Origin of the sequence: Leucobacter musarum subsp. musarum (assembly GCF_001273845.1) — a bacterium.
GTDB lineage: Bacteria > Actinomycetota > Actinomycetes > Actinomycetales > Microbacteriaceae > Leucobacter > Leucobacter musarum.
The window spans coordinates 14,657-36,847 of record NZ_JHBW01000110.1 but is presented as its reverse complement, the minus strand read 5'-3'; the positions used below and the strand labels follow the sequence as shown (position 1 = coordinate 36,847).

The 22,191-nt window shown below is 67.4% G+C and carries 21 protein-coding genes; 9 read left to right on the top strand and 12 right to left on the bottom strand.

The genetic code is table 11. The annotated features are described in order from the left end of the window. Positions 1–6: 6 nt before the first annotated feature. The 3 genes from CH42_RS14980 to CH42_RS14970 all read right to left on the bottom strand — a co-directional run bounded on the left by CH42_RS14980 (position 7) and on the right by CH42_RS14970 (position 6,611). On the bottom strand, positions 7–1,827 hold the full coding sequence (locus CH42_RS14980) for an S-layer homology domain-containing protein (RefSeq protein WP_162231102.1): 1,821 nt from the start codon (positions 1,825–1,827) through the stop codon (positions 7–9). 139 nt (positions 1,828–1,966) lie between these two features. Beyond that, on the bottom strand, positions 1,967–5,617 hold the full coding sequence (locus CH42_RS14975; RefSeq protein WP_162231101.1) for an FG-GAP-like repeat-containing protein: 3,651 nt from the start codon (positions 5,615–5,617) through the stop codon (positions 1,967–1,969). A 151-nt stretch (positions 5,618–5,768) separates the two neighbouring features. Further along, positions 5,769–6,611 (bottom strand): glycosyltransferase, encoded by an 843-nt coding sequence (locus tag CH42_RS14970; protein WP_053354008.1) that lies wholly within the window; start codon positions 6,609–6,611, stop codon positions 5,769–5,771. Positions 6,612–6,727: 116 nt separating this feature from the next. Here CH42_RS14970 and CH42_RS14965 point away from each other — a divergent pair, with 116 nt between their 5' ends. Beyond that, positions 6,728–7,711 carry a hypothetical protein gene (locus CH42_RS14965; RefSeq protein ID WP_053354007.1) on the top strand — a complete coding sequence of 328 codons (984 nt, stop codon included), beginning with the start codon at positions 6,728–6,730 and terminating at the stop codon, positions 7,709–7,711. Positions 7,712–7,843: 132 nt separating this feature from the next. Here CH42_RS14965 and rlmB read toward each other — a convergent pair whose 3' ends face one another. From rlmB to phoU, 3 genes are all read right to left on the bottom strand, one after another. Further along, positions 7,844–8,872, bottom strand: a complete 1,029-nt coding sequence (gene rlmB, locus CH42_RS14960) for a 23S rRNA (guanosine(2251)-2'-O)-methyltransferase RlmB (RefSeq protein WP_053354006.1) — start codon at positions 8,870–8,872, stop codon at positions 7,844–7,846. Beyond that, entirely contained in the window at positions 8,869–10,320 is a 1,452-nt protein-coding gene (gene cysS, locus CH42_RS14955) for a cysteine--tRNA ligase (protein WP_053354092.1), read from the bottom strand. The genes rlmB and cysS overlap by 4 nt, the downstream gene beginning before the upstream one ends. 158 nt (positions 10,321–10,478) lie before the next feature. Then, on the bottom strand, positions 10,479–11,120 hold the full coding sequence (gene phoU / locus CH42_RS14950; protein WP_053354005.1) for a phosphate signaling complex protein PhoU: 642 nt from the start codon (positions 11,118–11,120) through the stop codon (positions 10,479–10,481). Positions 11,121–11,259: 139 nt separating this feature from the next. Here phoU and CH42_RS14945 point away from each other — a divergent pair, with 139 nt between their 5' ends. After that, the gene (locus tag CH42_RS14945) at positions 11,260–12,531 is read left to right on the top strand and encodes a sensor histidine kinase (RefSeq protein ID WP_053354004.1); all 1,272 of its coding nucleotides are present in this window, start codon (positions 11,260–11,262) and stop codon (positions 12,529–12,531) included. Further along, positions 12,531–13,226: a response regulator transcription factor gene (locus tag CH42_RS14940; RefSeq protein ID WP_053354003.1), complete on the top strand. Its 696-nt coding sequence runs from the start codon at positions 12,531–12,533 to the stop codon at positions 13,224–13,226. The genes CH42_RS14945 and CH42_RS14940 overlap by 1 nt, the downstream gene beginning before the upstream one ends. 117 nt (positions 13,227–13,343) lie before the next feature. On the opposite strand, the gene CH42_RS14935 is transcribed toward CH42_RS14940, so the two are convergent. Further along, entirely contained in the window at positions 13,344–13,949 is a 606-nt protein-coding gene (locus CH42_RS14935) for a hypothetical protein (protein ID WP_053354091.1), read from the bottom strand. Positions 13,950–14,116: 167 nt separating this feature from the next. On the opposite strand from CH42_RS14935, the gene CH42_RS14930 reads away from it, so the two are divergent. Genes CH42_RS14930 through ispF form a run of 3 tightly spaced genes read left to right on the top strand, consistent with a single transcriptional unit; the run spans position 14,117 to position 15,923 of the window. Continuing rightward, positions 14,117–14,638, top strand: coding sequence for a CarD family transcriptional regulator (locus CH42_RS14930; RefSeq protein ID WP_053354002.1), 522 nt, complete (start codon positions 14,117–14,119; stop codon positions 14,636–14,638). Further along, a complete protein-coding gene (gene ispD, locus CH42_RS16675) occupies positions 14,635–15,408 on the top strand; it encodes a 2-C-methyl-D-erythritol 4-phosphate cytidylyltransferase (protein WP_053354001.1) in 774 nt (257 codons plus the stop codon). Before CH42_RS14930 ends, ispD begins: the two co-directional genes overlap by 4 nt. Then, a complete protein-coding gene (gene ispF, locus CH42_RS16670) occupies positions 15,405–15,923 on the top strand; it encodes a 2-C-methyl-D-erythritol 2,4-cyclodiphosphate synthase (protein WP_075205423.1) in 519 nt (172 codons plus the stop codon). The genes ispD and ispF overlap by 4 nt, the downstream gene beginning before the upstream one ends. A gap of 49 nt (positions 15,924–15,972) precedes the next feature. Here the strand turns inward: ispF and purM are convergent, their stop codons facing one another. Continuing rightward, positions 15,973–17,082 carry a phosphoribosylformylglycinamidine cyclo-ligase gene (purM, locus tag CH42_RS14915; protein ID WP_053354000.1) on the bottom strand — a complete coding sequence of 370 codons (1,110 nt, stop codon included), beginning with the start codon at positions 17,080–17,082 and terminating at the stop codon, positions 15,973–15,975. 127 nt (positions 17,083–17,209) lie between these two features. Between purM and purF the strand changes: the two genes are divergently transcribed. Then, on the top strand, positions 17,210–18,670 hold the full coding sequence (gene purF, locus CH42_RS14910) for an amidophosphoribosyltransferase (protein ID WP_053353999.1): 1,461 nt from the start codon (positions 17,210–17,212) through the stop codon (positions 18,668–18,670). Positions 18,671–18,704: 34 nt separating this feature from the next. Beyond that, positions 18,705–19,154, top strand: a complete 450-nt coding sequence (locus CH42_RS14905; protein ID WP_053353998.1) for a MepB family protein — start codon at positions 18,705–18,707, stop codon at positions 19,152–19,154. Positions 19,155–19,239: 85 nt separating this feature from the next. Here the strand turns inward: CH42_RS14905 and CH42_RS17045 are convergent, their stop codons facing one another. From CH42_RS17045 to CH42_RS14885, 4 genes are read right to left on the bottom strand one after another with little or no spacing between them, the layout of a single operon-like run. Beyond that, positions 19,240–19,683 (bottom strand): Sec-independent protein translocase subunit TatA/TatB, encoded by a 444-nt coding sequence (locus CH42_RS17045; RefSeq protein ID WP_053353997.1) that lies wholly within the window; start codon positions 19,681–19,683, stop codon positions 19,240–19,242. 33 nt (positions 19,684–19,716) lie between these two features. After that, complete coding sequence (locus CH42_RS14895; RefSeq protein WP_053353996.1) at positions 19,717–19,944, bottom strand: twin-arginine translocase TatA/TatE family subunit; 228 nt, start codon at positions 19,942–19,944, stop codon at positions 19,717–19,719. 31 nt (positions 19,945–19,975) lie between these two features. Then, positions 19,976–20,401, bottom strand: coding sequence for a hypothetical protein (locus tag CH42_RS14890; RefSeq protein ID WP_053353995.1), 426 nt, complete (start codon positions 20,399–20,401; stop codon positions 19,976–19,978). Then, entirely contained in the window at positions 20,398–20,787 is a 390-nt protein-coding gene (locus CH42_RS14885) for a sterol carrier family protein (RefSeq protein WP_053353994.1), read from the bottom strand. Before CH42_RS14885 ends, CH42_RS14890 begins: the two co-directional genes overlap by 4 nt. A gap of 37 nt (positions 20,788–20,824) precedes the next feature. On the opposite strand from CH42_RS14885, the gene purD reads away from it, so the two are divergent. Beyond that, entirely contained in the window at positions 20,825–22,081 is a 1,257-nt protein-coding gene (gene purD, locus CH42_RS14880) for a phosphoribosylamine--glycine ligase (RefSeq protein WP_053353993.1), read from the top strand. Positions 22,082–22,191 lie beyond the last annotated feature (110 nt).

Here is a 22,191-nt window from a genome sequence, read left to right as displayed (position 1 = left end):
CAGTCGTCAGCTCGCCTGATCGATGCGGTACAGGAACGCGGCCATCGCCTCGCGCGTCACGCTCGACTTTGCCTGGTAGGCGGGCTTACCCGTCGGCTGCTTCACCCCCGTGGAGATGTTCGCGTCGTACATCCACGACATCTCACGGTAGAACTTGTCACCCGGCGCGATGTCGGAGAACCGCGACGTCTGGGGAGCCGGGTACCCGCGGTCGTCGAGACGGAACAGGAACGCTGCCATTGCCTCGCGCGAGACCTGGGCCTTGGCGTCGTACTTCGGCTTGCCGCTCGGCTGCTTCACACCGGTCGAGATCTTCTGGTCATACATCCAGGCGATTTCCTTGTAAAACTGGTGCGACGTGGGCACGTCGGCGAATGGTGACGAAGTTGGAGCGGTGTACGTCTTGCTGCTGGGGTCCATGCGGAACAGGAACGCCGCCATCGCTTCACGCGAGACGCTGTTCTTCGGCTGGTACTCGCGGTGATCGCCGACCTTCACACCGGTCGTGAGACCCGACTGGTACATCCAGGCGATTTCTTTGTAGAACTTGTCGCCCTGGGCGATGTCGGTGAACGGGGGTGCGGCGGGGGTGCCCGGATCAGCTGCCGTCACGGCAGCCGTTGCCGCAGAGGTCTTCGCAGCGTTCGTGTACCCGGTAGCCGAGCCGCTGACCTTCACCGACAACTTCTTGCCCTGGTCTGCAGCAACCGCGGTGTAGGTGCTCGCCGTCGCACCCGAGATCGCCACGCCGTCGCGCAGCCACTGATACGCGAGCTTCACGCCCGAGGGGCCCCAAGTGCCCGGCTTCGCCGTGAGCTTCTGGCCGACCTGCGGGGTGCCCGAGATGGTGGGTGTTGCGGTAGTGAGCGTTCCCAACGGAATATCGAAGGTGTTCGTGCGTCGCACCTCTGTCAGGTACGTGTTCTTCCACGGGTTAACGGTCACGCCGATCTTGTGCCCGCGATCCTGGGGACGCACGACGTACGTCGGCCCCGACGCATCCATGATGGCGTTACCGTCACTGGTCCAGGTGAAGAACACACCTTCAGGCTCGGGCGACACCGTACCCGGATCAGCGGTGAGCGTCGCTCCAACCTGCGCGGTTCCGGTGAGCTTCGGATCTTTCGTCCAGACCAGCGGCTGGTCGATGTCGGCATCGATACCCGTAAGCTGCTGCCCCGCGGAGAGCGTGATCAGCTTTGCATCGGCTTCGACCCCGACGTGATCCCACCACTGCCACCGCGGCCCCTTCTCCGCATCTTCAAGGTAATACCGCACCCGGTACGTTCCTGCTGTCAGGTCATAACTGGTGAAATCAATTGCTGCGTCACCCGAATGGTCGTCGATGATGTTGGGCACGTGACGCACCCAAGCTCCATCGAGCTGCTCTTCGAGGCTGACAACCGTGCGGTCGAAACCGCCATTCGTGACCGTGCCGCCGATATGCGCGGTCATCGGAAGCACGGTGAAGTTTGCCTGGGTCGCTGCCGCACCTTCGGTTACGTTCACCGTCGTGGCACCGTTTCCGCCGTCGAGACGGAGGATTGAATACCCAAGAGTGTTCATGTCGGCGTCCTCGCGGAACGCTGTCACGCGATAGGTATTGGTCTTCAACACGGTGGACTCGTAGTTGCCGGATGCATCAACATCCAAACTTATTGAGCTTATTCCGTCGGCAGTTTCAGTCTGGAAACGGTAATCCGCAATGTTCACCCCTGCTGGCATGGTGATGTGCCCGCGCAGTACGCCGGTACCCCACGGATCATCATCCGCCTGCGCGGCAGTGCCGCCGGCGACGAGACCCGCGCACATGAGTGCGAACGTCATGATCAGCGCGAACACTCGCGCGATTCCCCGGTGATGCGGCGTCGGCCGCTTGATTTCTGAATGCGTCAATGCAACGTTCATGGTGCCCTTCCCCTGACAGTACGAACGCACTCAGTGTACGGGGTGCAGAGTTGCTCGCCTATCCCTGCGTCTCGAGGCGGTAGAGGAAGGCAGCCATCGCCTCGCGCGACACCCCATCTTGAGGCTTGTAGAGGGGCTTGCCGCTGGCCTGACGCGTGCCGGTCGAGAGCCCGGAGTCGTACATCCAGGCGATCTCGCGATAGAACTTGTGCGTCGTCGGCACATCGGCGAACGGCGATGTCTTCGGGGGCGTGTACCCCTTCGGCGCTTCGAGTCGATACAGGAAGGCCGCCATGGCTTCACGGGACACCGAGGCGCTCGGATCGTAGGCGCGGCCCGAAGCGGTGTTGATTCCCGTCGACAACCCGGTCGCTCGCATCCAGGCGATCTCGCGATAGAACTTGTGCGTCACCGGCACGTCAACGAACGGTGAGGCCTGCGGTGCGACGTATGTCTTCTCAGCCGCCAGACGATACAGGAAGGCCGCCATGGCTTCACGTGAAACCTCGGACGCCGGCTGGTACTGCGGCTTGCCCGTCGGCTGCTTCACCCCCTTCGACATGCCCGACGTGTACATCCACGAGATCTCGCGAGAGAACTTGTGCGAAGTCTGCACGTCGACGAACGGCGGCGACTTCGGCAGTGCCGGCGTGCCCGGCACCTTCGTCGTCGCCGAGGTGCGCGACTGAGTCGTGTACCCCGCTTTGGTGCCGGTGACCACGACCGAGATGCGTCGAGCGACATCATTGGCGGTAAGTCGATAGCTCGATTGGGTCGCCCCAGAGATCGGGCTGCCGTTGCGCAGCCACTGGTAACTCAGCTGCACGGCACTCGGGCCCCAGGTGCCCGTGCGCGCCTGCAGTGTCGATCCCTCAGCGGCCGTACCCGCGATCGACGGGTTCGCCGGAGCGAGTACGCCCCGCGCGACGGTGTATGCCTGCGAGCTCCGCGCCACCGGCGCATAGCCGAGCTTGGCGCCGCTGACACGGAACGTAACCGATGCCCCGAGGTCTGCCGCAGTCAACGTGTAGGTGCGCGATGTCGCTCCCGAGATCGCTTTTCCGTTGCGCAGCCACTGATAGGTGACCTTGATCGGCTTCGGCTGCCACGTCGCGACCGTCGCAGTCAGTTGCTCGCCCACGCGCACCTGGCCGCCGACGCTCGGCGCCGGCGTGACCGAGAGCGACTGCACGCCCACCATGCGCGGGTGCGACGCGACGTTCCAGCCACCCGCCGAGTATCCCATCGTCGAGACTTGTAGTTGCGAACCCGAGAAGCGCGATCCGGTACTCAACGCCACACGCACGCCCCCGGTGTCGAACGCCACGATGTCGGCCTTCCCATCGCCGTTCACGTCGGTGACCATGCGGGGTTGGCGATCCAACCGCCAACTCGACGACCCGAACTCGCTCGACCAGCGCACGGGGGCCGCGAACTTCGCACCCGTGCTCAGTGCAACAGTCACCCCGGATTCGTCGAACCCGACGACGTCAGCCCGCCCATCGCCGTTGATGTCGGCCAGCGTGCGCGGGTGCTTGCCCACGAGCCAGCCCGAAGCCGTACCGAAACCGGCGGCCCACCGTGTCATCGCGGAGAAAGAACTGCCCGTGTTCAACGCGACATACGCGCCGTCTGAGGCGAACCCGACAACATCGGGGCGGCCGTCGCCGTTGACATCGGCGAGCATGCGCGGGTGACTCTTCCCCGACCAGCCGGCGTTGGCACCGAAACCCGCGTTCCACAGTTTTGCGCCCGAGAATCCCGTGCCCGTGCTCAGCGAGACGTAGACGCCCTCCTTCGTGATGCCGACGATGTCGTCTTTGCCATCGCCGTTCACATCTTCGAGCCAGCGAGGGGTGTCGGCCACGCTCCAGCCCCATGCAGTCGTATAGCTCGTCGTCCACCGACTCATCGCCTTGAAACTCTTGCCCGTGTTGATGGCCACGTACACGCCGTCAGACGCGATCCCCACGACATCCGGAAGCCCGTCGCCATTGACATCGGCGAGCGTGCGGGGGTGGTACTTCGCCGACCACCCCGAACCGTATCCGAAGCCCGAGACCCAGAGTTTGGGCGTGGTGAACCCCGAGCCCGTGCTCGTCGACACATAGACCCCGTCGGTGCCGAAACCGACCACATCGGCCCGTCCATCGCCGTTCACGTCGACGAGCGTGCGCGGATACTCGGCGACCGACCACCCCGTCGAGGTGCCGAAACCGCTCCCCCAAGACTTCGCCGCGCCGAATCCCGACTTCGAACGCAGCGCCACCGTGATGCCATTCGACCCGAACCCGACCGCGTCGGGCAAACCGTCGCCGTTGACGTCCGAATTCCAGGGCAGCATCTGCTGCGAGTCATCGATGCCGTCGCCGTTCGCATCGCTCATGAGTACCGCGGCGGTCGCGCTCGATACTGCCGAAGTCGCACGATACTTCGATCGGTTGCCCGTCACTTCAACGGTGATCTTGGTTCCCAGGTCGGCGAGCGTCGGCTGGTAGGTTTTGCTCTTCGCACCGGTAATCACCGTGCCGTTGCGCATCCAGCGGTACGAGTAGCTCGTCGCGGCCGGTGACCAGCCGGAGCCTGACGCAGTCAGAGTGCCGTTGACCATGGGCACGCCGCTGATCGTCGCCTTGCCGGTCTTCGTGAACGGCTGCATGATGTCGGCGATGTGAATGTATCCCTGGAACTGCGTGCTCGATACCGTTCGGGTGCTGTAGGCGCCGGCCCAGCCCGCGTTGTACTCCTCGATCACGACGCGACCGTCGCTCAGCACGTCGGCGACCCAGGCGACATGCCCGAACTGCGAAGCATCGCCGTAGTAGGGTCCGCTCCACGCGACCGCTCCGACTTCGGGCGTGGTGTCGACACGAATGCCCAGACTCCGCGCGGTCGCCGCCCACTGCCCCGCATCGCCCCAGCGCGTGACGCCGCCGTACTGATTCGAGAACGGAATTCCGTTCGCCGAGTTCAACCGCCACGAGACGAACGAGGTGCACTGACGGTAGGCGAAGTTCCACTCGTCCCAGATGTTGTTCGTCTGATACGGCCATGGCAGGTTCTTGTACTTCGCCGGATAGTTGTCGCCGATCAGTGCCGTCGTCGCAGCAGCGAACGCGCGCATCCCCTGCTGCTCCGTACCGTCGGGCGTCTGCTGGTTGTCGGGTCCCGGCGAATTCGACGCGAGGCCGCCATTCGGGCCGCGCGGCGCACCATCGTTGGGTTCACCCTGCGCAGCGGCGTCAGTGCTGGCTTCGGCATCGCTCGGCGTCACCGGGCCCCCACCAGCCGCACCGGCCCCGCTGTCGGCGCCCGCTGATCCCGCATCTGCCGTGCCGGCATCTGCACCGTTCGCCGCCGCGTCGCTGCCGGCCGCGGCCGTCGCATCTGCCGCGCCACCGTCAGCAGTTGCCGAAGCGTCGGCGCCGCTCGATGACTGCGCGGAGCTCGAAGCGTCGGCCGTCGCACCAGCATCTGCGGCTGACTCCGCGCTCGCGGTGCCTGCGGCATCAGCAGTCGCATCGGCCGTGGGCGTCGTCGGCGTCACCGGGGTCGTCGGGTCGGCGTTGGCGGTCGCGTCGGCCTCGGCGCGCACAACGCTCGGGCCGACGGCAGCGGCCGGAGTCGCGGACACCGTGGGCGTCAGCGACGGCAGCGACAGCGCGAGAGCCGCAGCGATGCCCAGCACGCAGGCGCGACGAAGGTGCACGAAACGTCGCGTACCCCGTGCAGTGCGGCCTGCACTCCCCATCGTCCCTCCTGACGCGGACGCACCGTGAAGGGTCGCCCGAACACCGGGCCCCCACCCGGCAGGGCTAATGTAACATCCCAGGATTCCGCGGCGTGCACCGCGCGCCGTGCTACGCCCGGTCGCCCGGCAAACCGCCGCTGATGAGCCCCCGGAAGAGCACCCGCTTCACGCCGGCCGGCAGCAGCCGGTACACCCCCTTGATCACGACGTTGCGCAGGTACTGCCCGCGAGTCACGAACCCCATGCGCAGCAGTTCACGCTGCAGACGCCACTCAGTGCGAGCCTCGGTCCAGCCGCCGCGACGAGCGAACGCGCCCGCGCCGACCCGATAGCGCAGCAGCGGCTCCGGAATATTGTCGACCTTCGCCCCCGCGGCGATGAGCCGTACCCCGAGCCAGTAATCTTCCATCTTGCCGAACGGCTGGTAGCGGCCGACCCGGTCTAGGGCGTCAACCCGGTACATCATCGTCGGATGGTTGAACGGATTGTGCGTGCGGGCATGCTCGCGAATGCGCTCGCTGCCCACTGGCGGGGTGCGCACGGAGATGGGGCGATCCGGATCGGACTCGAACTCTGCCATGCCCGTCCCCACCAGGTCGAGGCCGGCCTCGATGCGCGCCCACTGCCGTTCGAAGCGCTCGGGAACCGAGACGTCGTCGGCGTCCATGCGCGCCACGACGGGGGTGCTCACGACGTCAAGCCCCCGGTTCAGCGCTTCGGTGAGGCCACGATTCTCGGGGAGCTGCACGAGCCGCACCGGGATCGGGCTCTCGATCACGATCCGCGCGAATTCGGCCGCGAGCGCGTCGGGCACCGGGCCGTCTTGCACGATCACGGCCTCGGTCGGGCGCAGCGTCTGGCGGTCGACCGAGCTCTCGAACGCGGCGCGCAAGAATGCGGGATCATCACCCGCGTAGACCGGCAGCAGCAATGAGAATTCGGGGGTCGTCACGGAGCCAGCCTAGCGTTGTGCGCGCACAGCAGCCCCCGTGCGCAACGTTTCGACGGCTCTCCACAGATCACGTCGTTCGGTCTGGCTCGGTGCTCACGCACCCGCAGCATGGGAGCATGTCTCGCCCGTTCGCGCCGCTTCCAGACGTGCTCGGAGCAACGTTCACGGCAGCCGAGGCGCGAGCCGCTGGGGTCGGCTCACGGCGACTGCAGGCGCCCGACGTGGAGCGCGTGCTGCGCGGGGTGTACCGGCGCGTGGTTCCAGGCTATGACGCAACGCCCGCGACCCACCCGGCTGAGAGGTGGCGTCTCGATCAGGTCGCGCGGGCACATGCACTGGCCCCCGCGCTCCCGGAGGGGCAGTTCTTTAGCCACCGTACTGCGGCTGTGCTGTGGCGATTGCCGGTTCCGATGCGTGAGTCCATCGATCTCGATGTCTCAACGCTGGCACCCTTGCGCGCCCCGCGTCGGGTGGGCACGCACGGCCACCGGTTTACGCCCGATCAGGTCACGGTGGAGTCATTGCGCACCATTCCAGTCGCGTCTGCCGCGAGTGTGTGGGCCATGCTGGGACTCGAGCTCACCCTTCCTCAACTGGTGGCGTTGGGAGATGCGGTGATCCATCGGCCACGTTTCCCCGGCACGCAACGTCTCGAGCGATCGCCACTCGCCGAAATCGACGATCTGACGAGGCTCGTTGAGGCCGGCCGACGGCACGGCGTATCGGCACTCCGACGCGCATTGCCGTTGCTCGTCACCGGGAGCGCTTCGCCGCCCGAGACTCATCTTCGACTCAAGGTGGCCGAGTGGGGTCTTCCAAACCCCGCTCTCGACCACGACGTTTACGACTCGGAGGGAGTGCTGCTCGGAGCGAGCGAGATCGCGTTTCCGCAGTACAGAGTCGCGCTCGAATACGAGGGAGACCATCATCGGGTCGAGACACGCCAGTGGAACCGTGACATCGCCAAGTACGAGGCGTATGCACGGGCAGGCTGGCACCCGATCCGAGTGACTGCAGCGCTCTTGTACCACCGAGAATCGCCACTGCGGGCGAGCCTCGTCTCGGCGCTGCGTCAGCGCGGCTGGCGGCCGGGCACCTGAACGCGCAGCCCCGTCTGCCTCGCCCATCCGAATTTGGTGACGCGTGTGGTGTCGTAACCCGGCGGATGCGACACCACACGCGTCACCAAAATGTGGAGCCCGGGGCGTGGACCCACGGGCAGGGCGCGGGCGCTACTTGGCCGCGGCGCGCTCAGCGCGGAGGCGCGCGATCTCGTAGAGCGAGACACTCGCCGCGATACCCGCGTTCAGCGACTCGGTGGCCGACGAGATCGGGATCGACACGACCGCGTCGCAAGTCTCGGTGACGAGGCGCGAGAGCCCCTTGCCCTCGCTGCCGACCACGACGAGCAGCGGGCGATCCGCGAGGTCGAGCCCGGGCAGCGAGACGTCGCCGTCGCCGTCGAGACCGACCACGAAGACGCCCTGCTTCTTGAACTCCTTGAGCGTGCTCGTCAGGTTCGAGGCCATGGCGACGGGGATGCGCGCGGCCGCGCCGGCTGACGTCTTCCAGGCGGCCGAGTTCAGGCCGGCCGAACGACGCTGGGGCACGATGACGGCCTGGCCGCCGAACGCCGCGACCGAGCGGATGATCGCGCCCAGGTTGCGGGGATCGGTGACGCCGTCGAGGGCAACGATCAGCGGGTTGTCGCCGCGAGCGATGACCTCGTCGAGCATCTCAAGCGGGTGCGCGTATTCCATCGGCGGCACCTTGAGCACGATGCCCTGGTGCACGGTGTCGCGCTCGAGCATGCGGTCCATCTCGGGGCGCATGATCTCGAGCACCGGCACGCGACGGTTGGTGGCGATGCGCAGAATCTCGCGCATGCGATCGTCCATCTCGACGCGCGCCGCGATGTACAGCGTGGTCGCGGGGATCTTCGCACGCAGCGCCTCGAGCACGGCGTTGCGGCCGGTCACGAGCTCCGACTCGTCTTTCTTCGCCGGCCGTCCGCCTGCCGGCCGTCCGCCTGCGGGGCGACCGCCGCCGGCACCACCGGTGCGCTCGGCGTATCGAGCCTTCGCGGCGTCGTAGCGCTCGCGGGCCTTCTTCTCCTTGTACTTGGCGTGGTACTCGCGGTCTTCCGCCTTGGGCGTCGGGCCGCGGCCCTCGAGCGCCTGGCGCCCCTGACCGCCCGAGCCGACGGCCTTGCCGAGGCCCTTCTTGCGTACGGCGCCGGTGCGGCTCTTCTTGTTCGTCATGTCAGGCTCCAGCGGGGTCCAGTTGGGGTGTCTTCGAGCGCGATGCCGGCTGCCAGCAGTCGGTCGCGGATCGCGTCGCTCGTAGCGAAGTCTTTGTCTGCGCGCGCTTGGGTGCGCTGCGCGAGGAGGTCGTCGACCAGGGAACCGAGTGCCGCATCCGCAGCACTCGAGTCTGCGCCGCTCGCGGCCCAGTGCGGGTCGCGGGGGTTCAGGCCGAGAACGTCAAGCATCAAGGATACCTCAGCGACGACGCGCGCCGTTTCGAACTCATCAGCACCACCGTCGAGCAGCGCGTTGCCCGCGCGTACGGTGCTGTGCAGCACGGCGAGCGCCTGCGGGATCGCGAAGTCGTCGTGCATCGCAGCCACGAAGGCAGCGGGGAGCTGCTGCAGGCGTTCGTGCCAGTCGTACGAGATCACGACCGGCAGCGCACGCTCCCCCGCACGCTCCAAAAACCCCTCGATCCGCGAGAACGCGGCCTCGGCCTCGGCGAGCGAGGTCTCGGAGAATTCGAGTACGGAGCGGTAGTGCGCTGACCCGAGGAAGTAGCGGAGCACGATCGGCCGCGCCTGCGCGAGCAGGTCGTGCGCGAAGAGCGAGTTGCCGAGCGACTTCGACATCTTCTGGCCTCCCGTGTTCACGAGGCCGTTGTGGATCCAGTGCCGCGCGAAGGGGTGACCCGCGGCCTGCGACTGCGCCAGCTCGTTCTCGTGGTGCGGAAAGCGCAGGTCGAGACCGCCACCGTGGATGTCAAACTCGGTGCCGAGGTAGCGCGTGGCCATGGCCGAGCACTCGATGTGCCAGCCGGGCCGGCCGAGGCCCCAGGGCGACGGCCAGGCGGCGGTCGCGGGTTCGCCCGCGCGGTGCGCCTTCCAGAGCGCGAAGTCGCGGGGGTCGCGCTTGCCGACCGGCTCGGAATCGGCGGCGTCTTCCATCTGGTCGCGCTGCTGCCGCGTCAGTGCGCCGTATTCGGGCCAGCTCGCGGTGTCGAAGTACACGCTCGCCGATCCGTCGGCCGCGGGGTACGCGTGCCCGCGCGAAATGAGCAGCTCGATAAGCTCGACCATTTCGCGAATGTTCGCCGTGGCCCGGGGTTCGTAGGTCGGCGCCTGCACGCCGATCGCGTCGTACGCGGCGGTGAAGTCGCGTTCGACCCGGTACGCCAGCGCCCACCACTCTTCGGTCGATCCTGCCGACTCGCGAGCGACGCGCGCATTGTCGAGAATCTTGTCGTCGATGTCGGTCACGTTGCGGATCAGCGTGACGTCGTAACCGGTCGCGTCGAACCAGCGTCGCATCTGGTCGTAGACCAGCGCGCTGCGCAGGTGCCCGATGTGCGGGGCCGACTGCACCGTCGGCCCGCACACGTAGAGGCCGACCTTGCCCGGTTCGAGGGGACGGAAGTCGACGACCTCTTGCGCGCGCGAGTCGTAGATGCGTTGGTTCACGGGCACCAGCCTACCGTCGGCGAGCGGGGCGGGCTGATGGGGTGATCCGCCAGGAAATCGGGTGCGAACGGCGACGGCATCGCACGCAGCACAGCGCCCCGCCTGGCGAGAAGCCGAACGGGGTGCTGTGCGCGACCGAAGCCGCAAGTGATCAGGGACTAGTCGAGCGAGCCGCTGATGAAGTACTGGATCTGGCGGGCGATGCCGACCGCGTGATCGCCGAAACGCTCGTGGTAGCGGCTCGCGAGCGTCGAATCGACGACGTTCGCGGGGGTCTCGGCGAGGTTGTCGCTGAGCACCTTCTCAAACACCTTGGCGTGCAGCTCATCGAGGTCTTCGTCGAGGTCGCGCACCTCGGCGATGAGACGGGGCTCCTGCGTGCGCAGCAGCTCGACGATCTTCTTCGCCATCTCGACGTCGAGCGCACCCATGCGGGCGAACGTCTTGGTGAGTCCGGCCGGGATCGCGCTCTCGGGGTAGCGGTAGCGCGCGAGCTGAGCGATGTGCTGCGCAAGATCGGCCATGCGCTCGAGCGACGCGCTCATGCGCAGCGAACCGACCATCAGGCGCAGGTCGGACGCGACCGGCTGCTGACGGGCCAGGATGTCGATGGTGAGCTGATCCAGCTCTGCAGCCAGTACTTCGATCTCATCGACGCGGTCGATGACTTTCTCCGCGATCGACACATCTGACGTGCCGAATGCGGTCGTCGCCTCGGTGATGGCCTGCTCGACCAACTCGGCGATCAGTACCAACCGATCCTGCACATCGCGAAGCGACTGCTGAAAGACCTCACGCATGGGGTTTCCTCTCCTCTGTCTGCGCCGACGCGCAACCTCAACCAGTTTGGGCGCGGCCAATGAACCGCGTCGCACCAATAGGTAAACAACAGTTGAACTCTGGGGTCCCGAGTGATGGCGCGGCTCTACGATGAGAGACATGGACCCGACTCTGCTCGTTCTCGCAGCGACAGCACTCGGCATACTCATCGGCGTAGGCACCACGATAGCAATCGTCGGGGCCCGCGCGGCAGGGGTGCGCCGCTCGAAAGAGATGCGGCCCGAGCTGCCAGAGGTCGCAACGTCGATTCTCGATGAAGTGGACACCTTTGCGGTGATCCTCGACTCGGCGCTCGCCCCGGTCTACGTAAACCCGGTCGCACGGCACGAGCGCCACTTGAGCGACGAAGAGCTGCAAGACACCGATTTTCTCGCTCGCGTGCGCCGCGTGATGTCGTCGGGCATTCCCGATACGCATGAGCCGGATCCTACCGATCCGACTGACACCGTACGCATTCACATCGTGCGACTGCAGCAGCGCTTCGTGGTGATTCTGGCGGAGGATCTGGGCGAGGAGCAGCGCGTCAACGCGATGCGCCGCGACTTCATTGCGAACGTCAGCCACGAACTCAAGACACCGATCGCGGCGATCGGCCTGCTCTCGGAGGCCGTGCAGGAGGCCTCCGACGAGCCGCCGCTCGTGCGCGACTTCGCGAAGAGCCTGGTGAAGGAGTCGCGTCGCCTCGGTGAGCTCTCACGCGACATCATCCAGCTCTCTGAGGCGCAGTCGACGTTACGGCCGGAGGATCGCGAATCCGTCGATCTGCGCGACCTCGTGCGCGCCGAGGTCGAAACGCACCGCGCCTTCGCCGAACAGCACCAGGTCGACCTCGTCGTCACCGCCGACGCCGGCAAGGAGCGGGAGACCACCATTCTGGGCCGACCGACCTCCTTGAGCTCTGCGATCGCGAACCTGTTGAGCAACGCCATTCGGCACTCGCCCGAGGGCGGCCGCGTCGGCGTCGGCATGCAACGCGAGAAGAACCGCTTCGTCGTCACGGTCACCGATCAGGGCGAAGGCATTGCTCCCGAACACCTGCCGCGCATCTTCGAGCGCTTCTACCGCGTCGACGGCGCGCGTACCCGCGTCGAGGGCGGCACGGGGCTCGGGCTCAGCATCGCCCGCCACACCATGCGCGCCCACGGCGGCGACGTTGACGTGTGGTCCCAGCAGGGTGTCGGTTCGAGCTTCACCCTGACCTTTCCGCTGCAGCTGGAGAACGAGCCCGGCAAGAGCGCGAAACGCGTGAAGAAGGCCAAGCGCGCGATGCAGGCCGCCGAGCGCTCGACGCGTGCGTCACGCTCGCCGATCACCGCGCCCACGAAACTCCCGACGTCGCAGACGTCGGACCACCAGAAGGGATCCCACTAGTGGCACAGCACATTCTGCTTGTCGAGGACGAGGAGTCGATCTCCCGGCCGTTGTCGTTCCTGCTCGAGCGCGAGGGCTACCGGGTGACCGTGGTCGACGACGGCGCTGAAGCGGTGACGACGTTCGCCGGCGTACAACCCGATCTGGTACTGCTCGACCTTATGCTGCCGAGCCTGCCGGGCACGGAGGTCTGCCGTGCGATTCGCCAGACCTCGCAGATTCCCGTCATCATGTTGACCGCCAAAGACAGCGAAATCGACATCGTCGTGGGCCTCGAACTCGGCGCCGACGACTACATCACGAAGCCCTATTCGACGCGCGAGCTGCTCGCCCGCGTGCGCGCTGCCCTGCGCCGCTCGGGGTCGACCGAAGAGGAGCGCGTCGACGATTTCGATGCGCTCGTGCTCGACGAGCTCGGGATCCGCCTGGACTCCGAGCGCCATGCCGTCGCCGTCCGCGGCGACGAGATCGCCATGCCGCTGCGCGAGTTCGAGCTCCTCGAAATGCTGATGCGTCACGCTGGGCGCGTACTCACCCGCGGCCAGCTGATCGACCGCGTCTGGGGCAGCAATTACTACGGCGACACCAAAACCCTCGATGTGCACATCAAGCGCATCCGCGCGCGCATCGAGGAGGAGCCGTCGAAGCCGAAGCTCATCTCGACCGTGCGCGGCGTCGGCTACCGCTTCGGGTAGTCCGAGCGTCTGCGCGTCGCGCGCGTCGGCGCCGGCAATCGCACTGAACGACGAAGCCCCCGCGATCCAGAATCAGATGCGGGGGCTTTGTCAGCGCGAGGCGTGTGTAGCGTCGCGCTACTCGGCAGCCTCGGTGGCTTCCTGATCGGTGACGTCGTCGCCGATCTTCGACTGGTCTGCTGCTTCGTCTTCGGCGGTCGTGGCGTCGCCCGACTTCGAGGTGTCGGCAGACTTGCTGAAGTCGGCGGGGAGCACGTAGTCGCGGTACTCCTTCAGCGTGCCGTCGAGCACGGGAATGTTGTAGGGCACCTCGGGTTCGCCGGGCAACTGGAAGTATGCGTCGACCGTCGACCCGACCCGGAGGTTCTCGAGCGTGACGAGCACGGGGGTCTCATCGCCTTCGGGGTCGCCGAAGAGCGTGTTGCCCGTCGGAATCGTGAACTCGGCGCTGGCCGACTGCGACTCGGTACCGGTGAAGGTGATCGTCAGGTCCTGTTCCTCGCCTGAGCGGTTCGCCGCACCGAAGACCACGTTGAAGTTCTCGCCCGACTCATCGGCAATCAGCATGATGTTGCGCACATCGATGCTGCCGACGTTCACATCGACGCCGTCGCTCGGCGCATACCGAATCAGCGTGGCCTGCGGCGCGATCAGGGTGCAGCCGGTGGCGCCGAGCGCGAGAGCCGCCGCAATCGCGACGGACGATGCGATCCGAATCTTCAAGGTGGTCCTCCGAGTCGGTGGGTGATCCGAGAAGCGCGCAGCACCGAGGTGCACGCACATACGTGCCTCCATAATAGCCGCCAGCACAGGCCACTTGCAGCTTAGGTGATCCTAAGTCAGCGCGCGACGCCGTGGTATTCTGGATAAGATCGCGAAGGAGTCGTTCGATGCAATTTGAGGTCGGAGAAACAGTCGTCTTTCCCCATCACGGTGCGGCGAAGATCATCGAGGTCAAGCAGCGCAAGATCGGTGGAGCAGAGAAGCTCTTCCTGAAACTGCACGTCACCGACGGCGACCTCGTCATCGAGGTGCCCGCCGAGAACGTCGACCTCGTCGGAGTGCGCGACGTGATCGGGCACGACGGCCTCGAGCAGGTGTTCGACGTGCTGCGCGCCCCATTCACCGAGGAACCGACGAACTGGTCACGGCGCTACAAAGCCAATCTCGAGAAGCTCGCCTCAGGCGACGTCATCAAGGTCTCCGAGGTCGTGCGCGACCTGTGGCGTCGAGACCAAGAGATCAAAGCGTTGTCCGCGGGCGAGAAGCGCATGCTCGCGAAGGCCCGCCAGGTGCTGATCTCGGAACTCGCGCTCGCCGAGCAAACCGACGAGGAGCAGGCCGGAATGCTACTCGACGGCGTGCTCGCTTCCGATGCGCCCCCGTCGGGTGCGAGTAGCCTGAGCCCATGAGCAGCTCAGCCTTCGTCTCGGGCGCATACGACGCCGCACCGCACCCCCTCGCCGAGATCGGAGTGGTGCTCGTCGGGGCCGGCCGCGGCGAGCGCCTCGGCGCCGACGCTCCGAAGGCCTTCGTCGAACTGCACGGGCGGCCGCTCATCGAGTTTGGCATCGGCGTCGTCACCTCGCTTCCGCATGCCGGGCACCTCGTGCTCGTCGTACCCGAAGATCGCGCCGCACAGGCGCTCGACATTGTCGATGCCGTCTTGCCCGAGCGGTCGCGCTGGGAGGTGTCCGTGGTACCTGGCGGGCGCGAACGGCACGAGTCGGTGCGGTTCGGGATCGCTGCGCTCCCCGCCTCGATCGACACCGTGCTCGTGCACGACGCCGCCCGCCCGTTCGCGAGCGCGGAGCTCTTCGAGCGCGTGCTCGCCGAGGTGCATCGCACCGGGGACGGCGTCGTCCCCGCGCTGCGCGTCGCAGACACATTGAAGCGAGTCGATATCGACGGGCTCGTGCACGAAACCGTCGATCGTGCACCGCTCGTCGGGGTGCAGACCCCACAGGGGTTTCCCCGTGAGCTGCTGGCCGCCGCCTACGATGACGCAGAGCTCGCCGCCAGGCCCCCGACCGATGACGCCGAGGTGGTGCAGCGCGCCGGCGGGCGCGTGCGCACCGTCACCGGCGAGCTGCGCGCCCACAAGCTCACGACCCCCGACGACCTGCCGGTGCTCGAGTACTTCCTCGCGGCGAACGCCGCCGGGTTGGAGGCGGCGCAGTGATCCGCATCGGCACCGGCTTCGACGTGCATGCGTACTCGGCTCCCCCGGCGCGGTCCAATGATGCGCGGCCCGAAAACGCGTTGCCCGAACGTCCCCTGCGTCTCGCCGGCATCGATTGGCCCGGCGAGCCCGCCCTCTCCGGGCACAGTGACGGCGACGCCGTCTGCCACGCGGTGGTCGATGCTTTGCTCTCGGCGGCCGGTCTGGGCGACATCGGTGAGCTTGTCGGCGTCGACCGCCCCGAGACCGCCGACGCGGCGAGCACCGGATTCGTCCGCGAGGCGCTTGAGCGTCTCACGGACGAGGGCTGGGCCCCCGTGAACGTGTCGGTGCAGATCGTGGGCAACCGCCCGCGGTTCTCAGCGCGCCGAGATGAGGCTCAACGGGTGATGTCCGAGCTCGTCGGTGCACCCGTCTCGCTCGCGGCGACGACCACGGATCACCTCGGCTTCACGGGTCGCGGCGAGGGGCTCGCGGCGATTGCGACCGCACTGATCGAGCGCACCGCGAGCTGAGGGCATCTGCCCGCGCGAGCCGCAGCCCGCGCCTGCACGCCCGCCAGTTTCAGTTCGCGAATTCGCCGACGAGCCGAACGGCCCCGCCCTGCACACCCTTGGCGCCCTGCTCGAAGCCGGTGAAGTCGCGCGCGGTCGACTGCACCGTGCCGGTGACCCAGGTGTCGAGCCCCTCCGCGGTCAGCGCTGCGGCGACCTGATGCGCCTGCGCACCGCCGACCACCGCGAACATACCAACACCCAGGTTCCAGGCGCCCTCGACCGACTCGAGCGAGTGCCCGCCGAGCTCGGCGAGGTGGCGGAACACGGGCAGCGGCGACCATGTGCTGCGGTCGACCTCGACCCAGGTGCCGACAGGCAACACGCGGGCGAGATTCGCGGCGATACCACCGCCGGTGACGTGCGAGAGCGCGTGGATCGCACCGTCAAGTGCAGGGTCGTCGATGACGCGCAGCAGCGGCGAAGTGTAGAGCGCGGTCGGCACGAGCAGCGCCTCGCCGTAGCTGGTGCCGAGATCGGCGCTCGCGTCGGTGAACGAGACACCGGCATCGGCGAGGATGTGGCGCACCAGCGAGAATCCGTTGGAGTGCAGACCCGAAGCGCCCAGCGCGAGCACGACGTCGCCGTCGGCGACGCGCTCCGGCCCGAGCACGCGGTCAGCCTCGACCACACCCACCGCGGCGCCCGCGACGTCGTAGTCGTCGACGCCGAGCAGACCCGGGTGCTCTGCGGTCTCGCCGCCGACCAGCGCGGTACCGGTGGCTTCACACGCCTCGGCGATCCCGCGCACGATATCGGCGATGCGCTGCGGCACGACCTTGCCGCAAGCGATGTAATCGGTCATGGCCAGCGGCTTGGCACCGACCACGACGATGTCGTCGACGATCATCGCGACCAGGTCTTGCCCGATCGTGTGGTGAATGTCCATGGCCTGCGCAATCGCGACCTTGGTGCCCACCCCGTCTGTCGCACTCGCGAGCAGCGGACGGCGGTACTCCTTGAGCGCCGACACGTCGAACAGCCCGGCGAAGCCGCCGACCCCGCCGACCACCTCGGGGCCGTGCGTCCGCGAGACAGCGGACTTCATCAGTTCGACGGCCAGGTCACCGGCTGCGGTGTCGACTCCGGACTGGGCATAGATCGACGCGTTTTCGCTCACCCGACAAGCGTACCCTGCGCGTGCACGGGCTCGGCCACGCGGTGATCACCACCCGTTCGCGTGTGGGACACTAGACGGTGCGTCCCTCCGACGCACCACCCACCTCGCAGGGAGTATTCACTACAGCATGTGCGGCATCGTCGGTATCGTCTCGTCCGAACCCGTCAACCAGCAGGTCTATGACAGCCTGCTCCTGCTCCAGCACCGTGGTCAGGATTCCACGGGCATCGCCACGCTCGACGGCGACTTCTTCCATATGGTGAAGGCGAAGGGCCAGGTGCGCGAGGCGTACCGCACCCGCGACATGCGCAGCCTCACCGGCAACGTGGGCCTCGGCCATGTGCGGTACGCGACCCGCGGGTCGGCCGCCGCCGAAGACGAGGCGCAGCCCTTCTACGTGGGCGCCCCGTACGGCATCATCCTGGTGCACAACGGCAACCTGACGAACACGCGTGAGCTCACCGCCGATCTCTACAACGTCGATCGCCGTCACCTCAACACCCACTCGGATACCGAGCTGCTGCTCAACGTGCTCGCGAACGAGCTGCAGGCCGGCATCACCAGCCTGTCGCTCACGGCCGAACAGGTCTTCGCCGCCGTCGCCCGGGTGCACGAGCGCGTGGAGGGCTCGTACGCCACCATCGCGATGATCGCGGGCTACGGCCTGCTCGCTTTTCGCGATCCGTTCGGCATCCGTCCGCTCGTGCTCGGTCGTCGCACCAGCGCCGGCGGCAGCGACGAGTGGGTCGTCGCCTCCGAGTCGCTCGTACTCGAATCGGGCGGCTACGAGTTCGTGCGCGACGTCGAACCGGGCGAAGCGATCCTCATCTCCCCCGACGGCACGATGCAGTCGCAACAGTGCGCCGCCGAGACCGAGCTCGTGCCCTGCGCGTTCGAGTACATCTACCTGGCCCGCCCCGACTCCGTGCTGAGCGGCATCTCGGTGTACGAAGCCCGTCTGCGCCTCGGCGACGTGCTCGCCGAGCAGGTGCGGGCCGAACTCCCCGACGTCGAGATCGACGTCGTGATGCCGATTCCCGACTCCGGCCGCCCGAGCGCCATGCAGCTCGCCCAGAAACTGGGCGTGCAGTACCGCGAGGGGTTCTTCAAGAACCACTACGTGGGTCGCACGTTCATCATGCCCGGGCAGGCGGTGCGCAAGCGCAGCGTGCGCCAGAAGCTCAATGCGATGAGCTCGGAGTTCAAGGGCAAGAACGTGCTGCTCGTCGACGACTCGATCGTGCGCGGCACGACCTCGCGCGAGATCGTCGAAATGGCCCGTGCCGCCGGCGCGAAATCGGTGATCTTCGCCTCGGCTGCGCCCCCGGTGCTCTTCCCGCACGTCTACGGCATCAACATGCCCTCGCGCAAGGAACTCATCGCGCACGGGCGCACGCCGGCAGAGATCGCGGAAGAGCTCGGGGCCGATCATCTCGTCTACATGAGCGTCGACGGCATGAATCGCGCCATTCTCGCGGGGCAGGATCGCGTCACGTCGCTCGAGCAGAGCTGCTTCACGGGCGAGTACATCGCCGGCAACGTCGACGACGAGTACCTCTCCTGGGTCGAAGCGACACAGGAGAGCTGAGGATCGGCGGTTCGCCGCCCTCCCCGCGCGCATCATGCCGCACACCGCATTCGACCACTACGTCACGCACGCACTCGCACCGACCGCGCGAGTGGCATCTGTCGTGCCCGAAGAGCAGAACAGCGAGTACGAAGCCGGGCTCGCCGTGATCGATGGGGAGCGCTGGCACATTCGCACCGCGCGCATCACCCCGACGAAGCCGGGCGCGTTCGTGGCGCTCTGGCGCCGCGACGCTGCCGGCGACACCGTGCCGCTGCCGCACGACGACGACGCCCAAGGAGCGCTGATTTTCGTCACAGAGGGCGAGCGCCGTGGGGTCTTTCGCTTCACCGCCGAGCATCTGCACGGGCTCGGCGTCACCTCATCGGAACGACGACCGGGCAAGCGAGGGTTTCGCGTGTACCCGGCCTGGTGCGACGATCTCAATGCTCGGGCCACCGCGAGCCAAACCGCGCAGGCCTCAGCGTTCACCGAGCTCGTCTGAGTCGGTCGCCGGGCCGACCGCCGCGCCTCGACGGCACGCGGAAGCCCCCGAGCACGTCGGGGGCTTCTGCTGCGTGAGCGACTGCCTACGCGCCGGGCTTCTCGCTGGTGCTGGGATCCTGGGGATCGACCGGGCTCTGCGGCACCGCGGGCGGCGCCTGCGGTGTGGCGGGTTCGTCGGGGTGCACGGGACTCTGCGGCACCGCGGGTGACGCTGGAGCGGGCGCTGCCGGCTCGGCCGGCGACGCGGGGACCGCCGGGGCAGCAGGAGGCGTCGCGGGCTGCTCGGGTGCGACCGGACTCGCCGGCACCGCAGGCGACTGCGGTTCGGCCGCCTGCGACTGCGCGAGGTTCGACGCTGCCTGAGACGCTGCCGCATCGGAATCGCCGCTGGAGCTCACTTCCTTGCGCAGAATCTTCATCGACTGACCCAGGCTCTTCGCCAGAGCCGGCAGCTTCGGCGCACCGAACAACAGCAGCACGATGAACAGGATGACGATCAACGTCGGTCCCGAGAGATTTCCGAGCATTGGGTGGTGTCTCCGTTCGTTACCGCGAAAGAATCAGGACGCGTCGGGCTTCTGCGGCGCAGGCTGCTGCACCTCAGTGTTTGCAGCGGGCGTCGTCGCAGCGGGCGTCGTCGCATCTGAATCGCCGCTGACCTCCTTGCGGAGAATCTTCATCGACTGGCCCAGGCTCTTGGCGAGCGCGGGAAGCTTCGGCGCACCGAACATGAGAAGAATGACGAAGAGGATGGCGATGAGGTGCCAGCCGCTGAGGTTTCCGAGCATGACTGCTTCTTTCGATTCGTAGGTGTCTGGATTATCGCACGTCGTGCTGGATGGCGACACCGGTGCCCTGCTGGCGCCTCACGATCAGCCCCAACACCAGCGCAACGATGCCACCGACCCCCGCTCCGAGCGCGGCGCCGATGAGGGCCATGAAGCCGACCACCTGAGCCAGGGTGTACTCCGCGCCCTCGACGATCGGGAAGAAGAAGCATGCGATCATCGCGACGACCGCTCCGATCACGAGACCCGCGATCAGCAGGCGCGTCACGCGCACCGAGCGCTGCAGCGTGACCTCTTGCTGCACCTCGTGCACGACCGGCTCGTGCGCGGTGGGGTCGGCAGGTGCGGCCATAGCAGCGGCCTCGACGTCTGCGGGTGAAGCGGGTGTCGCCGCAGGGGCGGCGGGTTCGACGGGCTGCTGTGCGGCAGGCCCCGACGACGGATCGGACTGACTCATGCCTCCATTGTCTCAGCCCCGGCTGGGTGCGAGCGCACGAGCGGCAGCAGCCCGTGCAGCGCGGCGCGCGATCCCGATGCGATGACGAGCGCCTCGGCGATCGCGGTCTCCCAGTCAAGGTCACCGCAGGCGAGGCCGATCCAGGTCTGCGCATCGGTTTCGATAACGTTTGGCGGCGTACCGCGCGTGTGCCTCGGGCCGGCGACGCACTGCGTTGCGCCGTAGGGGGGCACGCGCACCTCTACCGAGTTGCCGGGTGCCCGCTCGGCAAGTTCTTCGAGGAGATATCGCACCGTCGTCGCGAGGTCACTGCGCGCCGTGCTGCCCGCGCGCACCGCCGCAAGAGCTGCACGCCCGTCTTCGATCGAGATCTTCCGTTTCGCCACGTCTGCAGCCTATCCGTGCTTCGGTAGTCTGGACCGCGTGAAGATCCTCGTCTTGGGCCCCGGCGCCCGCGAACACGCCATCGTCCTCGCCCTGCTCGCCGAGAGCGGTGCACATGAGATCGTCTGCGCACCGGGCAATGCGGGCATCGCCGCCAGCGGCGTCGAGACGCCCGAGCTCGCCTACTCCGACCCGGCTGCGGTTGCCGAGTTCGTGCAGCAGCGCGGCTTCGACCTCGTGGTTATCGGGCCAGAGGCTCCGCTCGTCGCCGGGGTCGCCGACCCGCTGCGTGCGGCGGGAATTGCAGTGTTCGGCCCCGATCAGGCCGCCGCGCAGCTGGAGGGGTCGAAGGCCTTCGCGAAGCGCGTCATGGATGCCGCTGAGGTCCCGACCGGACGCGCCGCGCGGGTCACGTCGGTGGAAGAAGCCGGCGCAGTGCTCGACGAGTTCGGAGCCCCGTACGTCGTGAAGGCCGACGGCCTCGCCGCCGGTAAGGGGGTGCTCGTCACCGAGGATCGCGACGCAGCGATCGCTCACGTCGCCACCTGGGCCCCGCACGGCGAGGTGCTCGTCGAGGAGTTCTTGGACGGCCAGGAGGTCTCGCTCTTCTTCTTCGCCGACGGGCACGATGTGCTGCCGCTCAGCCCGGCGCAGGATTACAAGCGCATCTTCGACGGCGATGCCGGCCCGAACACGGGCGGCATGGGCGCCTACTCACCGCTCCCCTGGGTCGCCGATGACTTTGTCGACGAGATCACCCGCACCGTCGCGCTGCCGACCGTGCGCCAGCTCGAGTCCGAGGGCACGCCGTTCATCGGCCTGCTCTACTGCGGATTGATCGTCACCTCGAAGGGCGTGCGGGTCATCGAGTTCAATGCGCGATTCGGCGACCCCGAGACGCAGGTCGTGCTCGCGCGGCTCGAATCACCGCTCAGCCAGTATCTGCTCGCGGCGGCGAACGGCGAACTCGCGGCGCAGCCCGAGCCCGTGTTCTCGCCCGAGCCTGCCGTGATCGTGGTCGTGGCGAGTGAGGGGTACCCCGGCGACGTCGTGACGGGCCGTGAGATCACCGGCATCGCCGACGCCGAAGCACTCGAGGGTGTACACGTGGTGCACGCGGCAACCGCGCGCACCGAAGACGGCGGGTGGATCGCCACCGGCGGTCGTGTGCTCGGCGTCGTGGCACGCGGGGGCGATTTCACCGAGGCCCGCTCACGCGCCTACGCCGGTGTCGCGCAGATCGGTCTCGCCGGCGGGCAGTCGCGCACCGACATCGCCGCACGCGTCGCGGAGTAGCCCGGCGCGGGTCGCATCAGCGCCGAAAGCGACGAACATCGCCGAACGCCCTTCATCTGCACGCGCAGGTGAGGGGCGTTCGGCGATTTCAGGGGCGTTCGCGGGGCGAG